The following is a 9,497-nucleotide window of genomic DNA, read 5'->3' as shown; positions in this document are numbered from 1 at the left end:
TCCCCCCCCCCGTTCTCCTCCCCCCCCCCCCCCCCCCTTTCCCCCCCCTCCCCCCCCCCCCCCCCCCCTTCCCCCCCCCCCCGCTCGCGCGTTGACGGCGGGCGTGCGCGGTGCGGGTCGACTACACGGACAGCAGGTTCTGCGCGGCGTTTTCCCGCCCGGTGCCACCGTAGAGGTTGGTCTTGAGCCGTATGTTCTCCAGCGCGCTCGGGTCGAGGTGCGCCTGCGTGGCCGTGGACCACCTGTTCAGCAGGGTGAGGCTCTGGGACAGCAGACGGATGGGGCTGCCGTCCGGGTCGAGGTCGTCGACGCAAGCCGTGACCAGCGCGCCCACCGGGTCGACGGCGAAGTCCGGTGCGGGAGCGGCCTTCTCCGCCTTCAGCCGGGTCATCGCCTCCCTCCACCACGACTGCTTGGCGGCGTCGCTCCGACCGTGGACGACCTGGTCGGCGATGCCGTCGAAGGCCCCGGCGGGGAAGGCGGCGAGGCCCGCCACATCCTCGACCGCGCTCTCCGTCGGCGTCGGCGGTAGCGCGACGAAGGCGGTGGCCGCCTGCCTCAGGTCGGCGGCGCGCAGCAGACCGTAGGAGACCGGGTCCTCGGAGAGACCGCGCAGGGCCCGGATCAGGCTCCTTTGACCGATCGACATCCGTACGGTGTTGCCGTCCTGCCAGACGGAGTCGTGGAGGTCGTGGTGGTTGTAGAGGGCGTTGACCAGGGTCAGCACGGCATGGGTGTCCGCGGCGTAGCCGGCGACGGCCTCGGCGAGCGGGCGGCGGACGGCCGGGTGGACGTGGTGGTCGTCGCGTCGGGACAGCGCCAGGAGCACGGCGTTCATCGCCCGGGCCTGCTCCATCGTGTGCACGCCCGGCCGGTCGCCGGTGGCGGCCCGGCGCAGCCCGTCCGCGAGTTCGCCGCACGGCAGGTCGGCGCGCCAGTTGGTGCCGAGCGCCGTACGGACGCCCGCGTCGGTACGCAGCCCGGCGCAGTCGCGGTCCGGGTCGTTCCGGACGAAGAACCACCACCCGCCAAGGCCGACCCCGATCGCCACCACCAGGGCGATGGCCGTGGCCAAGCCCCGGCGGTGGAGGCGGCGTTGGGCCACGGGTGTGCTCACGTGCGAACCCCCCGGTTCTCCCCGATGTTCTCGTTCCGGTGCGCGTCCGGGCACGGGTGGAGGGCGTTGCCTCCGGCGTCTGCCCGGGTACTCGGACCGGCCGTGCGAAAGATGCTCCGTCGGCGCACCATCCGCACGATCGTACGGGGGAGGGCAGGGAATTCGACCCCAAGGGTTGCAACAGAGTGGTAACGGTGAGTCATGCCGGGGAAGGGGCGGGTGACGGCGTTCTGGGCCGATGGCGCCCCGGTCGGTAGAGTCCGCCGCATGGTGAGCGAGAACGCGGTGGACGGCGGGCGGCTGGCCGGGCGCTCCTGTGTGGTGACGGGTGCGGCGAGCGGCATCGGGCGGGCGGTCGCCGAACGGTTCGCCCGCGAGGGCGCGTCGGTGGTGGCGACCGATGTGGACGCGGCCGGGCTGGAGCGGCTGGCCGGACGGTTCCCGGGCGCCGTCAGCACGGTGGTCGGTGACGTGGCCCGGGAGGAGGACGCCCGCCGGATGGTGGCGGCGGGCGTCGAGCGGCACGGGCGGTTGGACGTTCTGGTCGCCAACGCCGGGATCATCCCGCTGATGGAGATCACCGAGGCCACGGCCGAGGACTGGGACCACGTGATGGCGGTGGACGGCCGTGGCATGTTCCTCACCTGCAAGTACGCGATCGAGGCGATGACCGCGCAGGAGCGGCCCGGCGGCTCGATCGTCTGCCTGTCCTCCATCTCCGGTGAGGCCGGCCAGCGTGGCCAAGCGGTGTACGGGCCGGCCAAGTTCGTCGCCTCGGGGCTCACCAAGCACCTCGCCGTCGAATGGGCCGACCGCGGCATCCGGGTCAACGCTGTGGCCCCCGGCACCATCACCACCGAACGCGTGGCCCGGCTGTACGACGAACCCGGCGGCACCGAGTACCTGGAGGCGATCGAGAAGCAGCACCCGATGGGGCGCCTCGGCGATCCGGCGGAGGTCGCGGCGGCCGTGCTCTTCCTCGCCTCCGACGACGCGTCCTTCGTCACGGGGGTCGTACTGCCGTTGGACGGCGGCTACTTGGCCCAGTAGGGCGCGGGCTGCCGGGGTCCGGCAGCCGCGGGGGAGCGGTCTGACGAGGCGGTCGCACCACCCGGTGTCGCGCCCGGATCACCCGGCAGACGGACGAACTGGCCTACGCCTGGGCCCCGTTGGGCGTCATCCTGGGGGCGGAGGCGCCGAGCGAGGTGATCCGGTTCGGCCGGGGGCGGGTGACGGGGCCGGGGCCGGGCGATGGGTGGGCGGAGAGCGGGGAACGGGGAGTCCGAGGCGCCGAGGTCCGCCGCCCGCGGCCGGTGGTGAGGAAACTCGATGGCGGGCGCGGCCGGAGGGTGTTGGACTGGGCGGATGGATCATGACGAGGTGCTCGCCCTGTTCGACGACCGGCTCCGGCGCAACGCACCACCCGACCCCGGCACCCGCATCGAGCGCGACGGCCCGGTGGTCCGGCAGGTGGGCCAGGAGCACAGCTGGAACGGCGTGGTCTGGTCCGGCCTCGACGAGGCCGGGGCGGACGCGGCGATCGCCGCGCAGGTGCGCCACTTCGCCGAACTGGGGCTGGAGTTCGAGTGGAAGGCCTACTCCCACGACCGCCCCGCCGACCTCGGCGCCCGGCTGCTCGCGGCCGGCTTCGTCCCGGAGCCGGACGAGGCGCTGATGATCGCCCGGATCGCGGACCTGCCCACCGAGGTGGTCCTGCCCGAGGGGGTGCGGCTGGTTCCGATCACCGACCCGGCCGGGGTGGACCTGCTGATGGAGGCCCACGAACAGGCCTTCGGTGCCGAGCACCCCGGTCTGCGCGCGCGGATGCTCGACCAACTGCGACGGGGCGCCGGTACGGTCAGCATGGTCGTCGCGATGGCCGGCGACCGGCCGGTCAGCGGTGCCCGGATGGAGCTGATCCCGGGCACCGGGTTCGCCGGCCTCTGGGGCGGTGGCACCGCGCCTGACTGGCGCGGCCGGGGCATCTACCGTGCGCTCGTCGCCCACCGCGCCCGGCTCGCGGCCGACCTCGGCTACGAGTTCCTCCAGGTCGACGCGAGCGACCAGAGCCGCCCCATCCTCCAGCGCCTCGGCTTCGCCTGGCTGAGCACGACGACGGCGTACGTGCGCGGGGTGGCGTGACGCGGCTGAGGGCGCGGTGCGGGGCGGAGGCGGAGCGAGGGGCGCCCGAACAGCTTTCAGCTGACAACTTTCAGATGACAGATTTCGAAATCTGTCATCTGTTATCTGAAAGCTGAAACCTGAAAGCTGTCACCCGCCGGCCCGCCCCTCACGCCAGCCGTTCGACCACCACCATGGCCGCGTCGTCGTCCATCCGGCCGCCGACGTGCGCCAGCAGGTCGCGGCGCAGGCGGTGCAGCAGCGCGGCGGGGCGTTCGGATCGCCAGGCGGTGACGCGTTCGGTGAGCGGGTAGAAGCGCCGCTGGGTGTCCCGGGCCTCGATCACGCCGTCGGTGTAGATCAGCAGCCGGTCGCCGGTGCGGAACGGATAGCTCTCCACCTCGTACCGCGTCGGCGCGAGTTCGCCCAGGCCCAGCGGCGGCGCGGGATGGCGCGCGGCCAGGGCGGTGATGCCGTCGGGGCGCAGCAGCAGCGGGGGCGGGTGGCCGCAGTCGATCAGGCGGATCGGCGAGCCGTCGTCGGGGATGTCGAGGAGGACGGCGGTGATGAACGACTCGCCGGACACTCCGGACTCCGCGCCCTCCTCGGCGCCGTCCGGGGAGGACGGTCGGCACAGCCTCGCCTGCCGGGACTGTTCGGCGAGCTGGGCGAGGTCCCAGCTGACGCTGCCGTCCAGGTAGGCGGCCAGGTCGGGCAGATCGGCGTGCAGGTGCGCGGCGGCGCGGAAGGCGCCGAGCAGCAGCGCCGCGTCGCCGAGCGAGGACAGCCCCTTGCCGCGCACGTCCCCGACCAGCAGCCGGGTGCCGGTGGCGGTGCGGGCGGCCGCGTACAGGTCGCCGCCGACCTGCGCCTCCGCCTCGGCGGCCAGGTAGACGGAGGCCAGGTGCAGCGGTCCGATCCGCTCCGGCAGCGGACGCAGCAGGACCCGCTGGGCGGCCTCGGAGACCGAGCGGACCCGGGCCAGTTCGCGCTCGTGCCGCTCGCGCAGCACGCGCAGTCCGATGATCAGCGCCGAGACGACCAGTTGTGCGCCCAGCTGGGTCTCGATGTTGGAGCTGGTCAGGCTGTCCCGGACGGCGCCGATCGCGGTGAGCGCGGCGAACGCGACCACCGCGATCCCGGCGGTGGCCCGGGGCCCGGCGAAGGAGGAGGTGAGGGCGGGGGCGACGATCAGCAGCGGGCCGAGGTGGACGTCCGGCGGGGACAGGATGTCGACTGCGGTGATCAGCACGATCAGCGCAAGGGTGAGCGCCGTCAGCACCCGGCGGTCGGGCCGCCAGGTGCGGCGGCGGTCGGGGCGATGCGGCGCGGGCGGCGGCTGCGGAGCATCGGAGCGTTGCCGGAGGGGCACTCCTCCTCTGTACACCGTGGGGGCGGCGGGGCGCACCCGGAGGCCTCGCGCCGGGTGGCCCGGGCCGGGTGGCCCGGGGTCTGCCCTCCGGGCGTCGGCTCCCGTCGCCCCCGTCCCGGTGGTGTTCCGCCGATCCGCTCCGCCCGAGCGGGAAGTCAGCCCTCCTGGCCGTAACGGGCCAGGTAGTCGGCGAAGCGGGCGACGTCCTCGTCGGACCAGTCGGTGAAGCGCGCGGTGAAGGAGAGGCGCCGCTGCTCGTTGGCGTCCCGCAGCAGGGTGAGCCCGGCCTCGGTGGCGCGCAGGATCTGGCCGCGCTGGTCGTCCGGGTCGGTCTCCCGGGCCAGCAGACCGAGCTTCTCCAGGGCGGTGACCTGGCGGCTGACGGTGGACTTGTCGAGCATGAAGTGCGCGGCCACGTCGGCGGCCCGGCAGCCGCCGCGCTCGGTGATCAGGTCGAGGATGCTGTACGTGACCAGGGAGAGGTCGGGGTGCAGCTGGGAGGCCTTGTGCCGGGCACGGCGGGCGAATGCGGTCAGCTCGCGCTGGATGGTGTCGATGGACGACTGGCGGCCGGGCACGGTGTTCCTACCTCCTCGATATTTGTTGCACTATACAACGGATTCGCCCGGGTTCGTACGCTGCCGCGACGCCTCCCGCCCCGACGCTTCCGGCGTGGACGCCTCCCGCTCGGATGCGTCCAGCTCGGATGCGTCCAGTCGGGATGCGCCCGGCTCGGATGCGCTCCGCCCCGACGCGCCCCGCCCCGACGCGCTCCGCTCCGGCGCGGCCTGCCAGGCGCGCGCGGCGGCGATCCGGCCGGTCGCACTCGGATGAGTGGCGAACAGTAGCTCAAGCACCCTCGGCGGGTCGACATCGGAGACGTTCGCCACGGCCAGTCTGCGCTGCATCGCCACGAACTGCTCGACGTCCCCGGTCAGTTCGAGCGCGTGCCGGTCCGCCCGGGCCTCGATCCGGCGGCTCACCGCGCACTGGAGCGGCCCCGACAGCGCGCCCAGCAGCGCCGCGAGCGCTGCCAGCAGCGGGAGCGCGCGGGGGTCGGCCGGGTCCGTCGCACCGGCGGCGTCCAGCAACGGCCGCCACGCCGACAGCAGGCCGAGCACCACCACCGCGACGGCCGCGCCCGCCGCGCCCAGTGCGGTGCCGACCGGTACGTCCCGGTGCTTGACGTGCCCCAGCTCGTGCGCGACCACCAGTTCCACCTCGCGCGGTGCGGCGGTGCTCAGCAGGGTGTCGTACGCGACGATCCGCCTGGTCGCGCCGAACCCGGAGACGTAGGCGTTGAGCGCGGTGGTGCGGCGGGAGGCGTCGGCGACCAGGACGTCCCGCACCCGGACGCCGTCCCGCTCGGCCAGCGCCAGCAGGGCGGCGCGCTGCTCGCCCGGGGCCATCGGGGTGAACCGGTTGAACACCGGCTCGATCAGCAGCGGGTGGAGGAAGGAGAGCGCGGCCGTCAGCAGCGCCGCCCCACCCGCCGCCGGCAGCCACCAGCGCTGCGGCGACCAGGCGGTCAGCGCGAACAGCCCGAGTGCGAGCGGGAGGAACAGGACCAGGGCCAGTCCGAGGCCGCGCAGGGCGTCCAGCGCCCAGCCGGCCCAGCCCTGGGTCACCAGCCCGTACCGGGCCCGGACGGTCCGCGCCCCGGCGTCGAACGGCAGCCGCAGCGCCTGGCCGAGCACCACCAGGGCCGCCGCGCCGGCCGTCACCTCGGCCGTCCGGGAGCCGCCGAACCAGCCGCCGGTGGTGGTGACCAGGGCGGCGCCGACCGGGGTGAGACCGAGGACCAGGGCCAGCGCCAGGGCCGCCAGCCGTCCGCCCAGTGCCCATGGCAACTGGGCGCGGCGCAGCGCGCGGCCCCGGGCGCGCTCGGCGGGCGTGAAGTCCGAGGCGGCGGCGCTCTCCGTGGCGGGCGCGCCCCCGCGGGCGACGCCGTCGCGCGCGCCGTCGGGCCGGGCCCCGCGCACGCCGTCGGGCCGGGCCCCGCGCGCGCCGTCGGGCCGGGCCCCGCGCACGCCGTCGGGCCGGGCCCCGCGCACGCCGCCGGGCGCGTCGTCCGGCGCGGGGGAGGGCGCTTCGTAGGGCGTGCCGTCGGGAGCGGGGGGCTGCGGGGCTGGGCTTCCGGGGCCCGGGGTGGTGTCCATGGCGGTGGCGGCTCTTCCGGTCGGGGCACGGTGGGGGCGGACGTACGGCGATTCAGCATCTCCTACCGCGTGCGGCCCGCGCGCCCCCGGCTCGCGCGCCCACCCTTGACCTCGCGCATCCCCCGGAACACGCGCACGCCCCGCGCCCGGCGCGTGCGTACGCCCGGGCGCCCGCTCACTCCTCGGCCGCCCCGGTGGCGCCGTGGACACCCGCGCGCAACAGCTGGTGGCCGAGGTCCACCAGGGCGCGGCCGACCGCGAACTCGTCGCCGACCTCCGGCGCGGGCGGGTCGCGGGGGTTGCGGCGCGAGAGGGCGTCGCTGTGCAGGACCTTGCCGTCGGCGTCCAGCACGGCGTGCACCGTGGTGGTGTCCTGGTCCTCGACCACGTGCAGGCTGAGCTGCCAGTCCTTGGTGCGCACGGTGCCCGGGGCGTGCGGTTCGGCTCGCTCGGCCACCGCCCGCGACGGGACGGCCGTCGCTCCGGAGCGGACGATGACCACCGGGCAGGCCCCGTGCACCGCGCAACGGGTGGACACCGAGCCGAGCAGCGTCCGGGCGAAGGTGCCCCGGCCACGGCTGCCCAGCACCAGCAGATCCGCGTTCTCGGCGGCCTCCAACAGCACCTCGGCGGCGTGGCCGAGAACCAGGCTCTCCCGGACCTCCACCGGGCGGTCCGGGCCGAGGATCTCGTTGATCTCGGCGCTCAGCGTGCGGCGGGCGGTCCGTTCGAAGTCGTCGTCCACCATCGGTGCGAACCAGCCGTACAGCGAGGGGTACTCCCAGGCCGCCACGGCGTGCACCGTGGCCCCGGTCAGGACGGCCTGGCCGACCGCCCAGCGCAGGGCCGCCTTCGACGGCTCCGAGCCGTCGATCCCGACCACGATCCGGCGCTCCCGGGTGGCGGTGGGCCCGTCGCCCACCGGGGAGGGTTGGTTGCTGGCCATCACGTCACACCTCCGGGCCTCCGGCGCGGGGGACCGCTCCTCGTACACCAACCTGCGCGCTGTTCCCGCCGTGGCGCCAGGGACGCGCTGGCCGGATCGGGCGGGGCGGTTGTGACGGGCGGGCCAGGTCGGCCCGGGCCGGGTGGGGGGGCACGGGCAGGGGAGGCCAGGGGCAGGGGAGCCCACGGGTGCCAGGTCGGTTCCACGCCCGGGACTGCTTGAACGGTTTGAACGGTGCCCGGTCGGTCCCAGCGGGACCGGGGCCGGCTTCAGCGGTACCCGGGCCGGCTTCGGCACTGCCCGGGCCGGTTCCGGGGGCCCTTTGGCGCGGCGGATCCGTCGGCGTCCGGTTGTGTCCGGAATGTTGTGGACTCGGGTCCGGAAGGTGGCGATCAGGTGGCGTAGGCTGACCGCTCTTGCATCGTCCTCGGGGGGATCCACTCATGCGCCGTGCCGCGGCCGCCGTCGCGCTGTTCGTCGGACTGACCGCCGTCACCGCGTGCGGGCCGGACGACCCCGACCCGGCCCCGGCCTCCGCGGCCCCCGTGCCGCCGAGCACGTCCGCCGCGCCGGACGGCACACCCTCCGCTACCGCCCCGGCCAAGAGCACCGAACCCCGGCCGGACGGCACCATCACCGTCGCGTTCGCGGGTGACGTCCACTTCGAGGGCCGCACCGCGCCCCGGCTCTCCGTCCAGCCGCCCGAGCCGGCCCTCGGACCGATCTCCCGCACCCTGGCCGACGCCGACCTCTCCGTCCTCAACCTGGAGACCGCGATCACCGGCCGCGGCGCTCCGGAACCGAAGACCTACACCTTCCGCACCTCACCCAAGGCGCTGTCGGTGCTCAAGGACTCGGGCGTCGACGTCGTCTCGATGGCCAACAACCACGCCGTGGACTTCGGCGCCGACGGTCTCGCCGACACCCTCGCCGCCAAGGACTCCTCGCCGATCCCGGTCGTCGGCGTCGGGCACGACGCCAAGGAGGCGTACGCCCCGTACGTCACCACCGTGCGCGGGGCGAAGGTCGCGGTGGTCGCGGCCAGCCAGGTCGAGGACATCACCAACCAGAAGTGGCGGGCCGGCGCCGGCAAGCCGGGCATCGCCTCGGCGCTGGACGTCCCGGCGCTGGTCAAGGCGGTGGAGACGGCCAAGCAGCAGGCCCCGGTGGTGCTCGTCTACCTGCACTGGGGCGACGAGGGCAAGGCCTGCCCGACCGCCGCGCAGACCACCATCGCCAAGAAGCTCGCCACCGCCGGCGCCACCGCCGTGGTCGGCACCCACGCGCACACCATGGTCGGTTCGGGCATGCTCGGCAACACCTACATCGGGTACGGCTTCGGCAACTTCCTCTGGTACGGCACCTCCAACTACGCCAACTCCAACGAGACCGGCGTCACCACCCTGACCCTCACCGCCGACGGCAAGGTGACCGGCGAGACCTTCACCCCGGCCACCATCGACGACAAGGGCATCCCGCAGCCGGTCACCGGCGCCACCGCCGAGGCCGCCCTCAAGCGCCGCGACGGCCTGCGCGGCTGCACGGGCCTCGCCCCGGCGCCTGCCGCCCCCGGTGCCTCCGCGCCTACCGCTCCCGGCGCCTCCATCACCGCGCCCACGCCCACCGCCCCCGCCACCAAGGCCAATTCGGCTCCCGCGAAGGCTTCAACGACCCCCGCCGTCCCTCACTAGATGACTGATGCCAAGGGCTCGCCTGCGCGCATGACATGAAGCGAGGGAGTCCAAAGATCGGTTGTGACGCCTGATCTGGACTCCCTCGCCA

8 protein-coding genes are annotated in these 9,497 nt (G+C 74.7%); 3 read left to right on the top strand and 5 right to left on the bottom strand.

What is annotated here, in order from left to right; all coding sequences use genetic code 11:
- Nucleotides 1–121: 121 nt before the first annotated feature.
- On the bottom strand, nucleotides 122–1,117 hold the full coding sequence (locus tag ACZ55U_RS28850; RefSeq protein ID WP_465530564.1) for a hypothetical protein: 996 nt from the start codon (nucleotides 1,115–1,117) through the stop codon (nucleotides 122–124).
- Between the two features lie 267 nt (nucleotides 1,118–1,384).
- Between ACZ55U_RS28850 and ACZ55U_RS28845 the strand changes: the two genes are divergently transcribed.
- On the top strand, nucleotides 1,385–2,167 hold the full coding sequence (locus tag ACZ55U_RS28845; protein WP_465530562.1) for an SDR family NAD(P)-dependent oxidoreductase: 783 nt from the start codon (nucleotides 1,385–1,387) through the stop codon (nucleotides 2,165–2,167).
- Nucleotides 2,168–2,482: 315 nt separating this feature from the next.
- Entirely contained in the window at nucleotides 2,483–3,259 is a 777-nt protein-coding gene (locus ACZ55U_RS28840; protein ID WP_465530560.1) for a GNAT family N-acetyltransferase, read from the top strand.
- Nucleotides 3,260–3,407: 148 nt separating this feature from the next.
- Here ACZ55U_RS28840 and ACZ55U_RS28835 read toward each other — a convergent pair whose 3' ends face one another.
- The 4 genes from ACZ55U_RS28835 to ACZ55U_RS28820 form a co-directional block, all read right to left on the bottom strand.
- Nucleotides 3,408–4,610, bottom strand: coding sequence for a PP2C family protein-serine/threonine phosphatase (locus tag ACZ55U_RS28835; protein WP_465530558.1), 1,203 nt, complete (start codon nucleotides 4,608–4,610; stop codon nucleotides 3,408–3,410).
- A 155-nt stretch (nucleotides 4,611–4,765) separates the two neighbouring features.
- Nucleotides 4,766–5,188 (bottom strand): MarR family winged helix-turn-helix transcriptional regulator, encoded by a 423-nt coding sequence (locus tag ACZ55U_RS28830; RefSeq protein WP_465530556.1) that lies wholly within the window; start codon nucleotides 5,186–5,188, stop codon nucleotides 4,766–4,768.
- Between the two features lie 30 nt (nucleotides 5,189–5,218).
- A complete protein-coding gene (locus ACZ55U_RS28825; RefSeq protein ID WP_465530554.1) occupies nucleotides 5,219–6,769 on the bottom strand; it encodes a M48 family metalloprotease in 1,551 nt (516 codons plus the stop codon).
- A gap of 175 nt (nucleotides 6,770–6,944) precedes the next feature.
- Nucleotides 6,945–7,715, bottom strand: coding sequence for a universal stress protein (locus ACZ55U_RS28820; protein WP_465530552.1), 771 nt, complete (start codon nucleotides 7,713–7,715; stop codon nucleotides 6,945–6,947).
- 443 nt (nucleotides 7,716–8,158) lie between these two features.
- On the opposite strand from ACZ55U_RS28820, the gene ACZ55U_RS28815 reads away from it, so the two are divergent.
- On the top strand, nucleotides 8,159–9,406 hold the full coding sequence (locus ACZ55U_RS28815) for a CapA family protein (protein ID WP_465530550.1): 1,248 nt from the start codon (nucleotides 8,159–8,161) through the stop codon (nucleotides 9,404–9,406).
- The last annotated feature ends 91 nt before the right edge of the window (nucleotides 9,407–9,497 follow it).

The organism is Kitasatospora sp. NPDC034533 (assembly GCF_055575155.1).
This window is presented reverse-complemented; position numbering and strand designations above follow the sequence as displayed.

Excerpts from the sequence above, each read along its gene's own strand:
- ACZ55U_RS28845 (WP_465530562.1), top strand. The coding sequence starts at position 1,385 with ATGGTGAGCGAGAACGCGGTGGACGGCGGGCGGCTGGCCGGGCGCTCC.
- ACZ55U_RS28840 (WP_465530560.1), top strand. The coding sequence starts at position 2,483 with ATGGATCATGACGAGGTGCTCGCCCTGTTCGACGACCGGCTCCGGCGC.
- ACZ55U_RS28825 (WP_465530554.1), bottom strand. The coding sequence starts at position 6,769 with ATGGACACCACCCCGGGCCCCGGAAGCCCAGCCCCGCAGCCCCCCGCT.
- ACZ55U_RS28820 (WP_465530552.1), bottom strand. The coding sequence starts at position 7,715 with ATGGCCAGCAACCAACCCTCCCCGGTGGGCGACGGGCCCACCGCCACC.
- ACZ55U_RS28815 (WP_465530550.1), top strand. The coding sequence starts at position 8,159 with ATGCGCCGTGCCGCGGCCGCCGTCGCGCTGTTCGTCGGACTGACCGCC.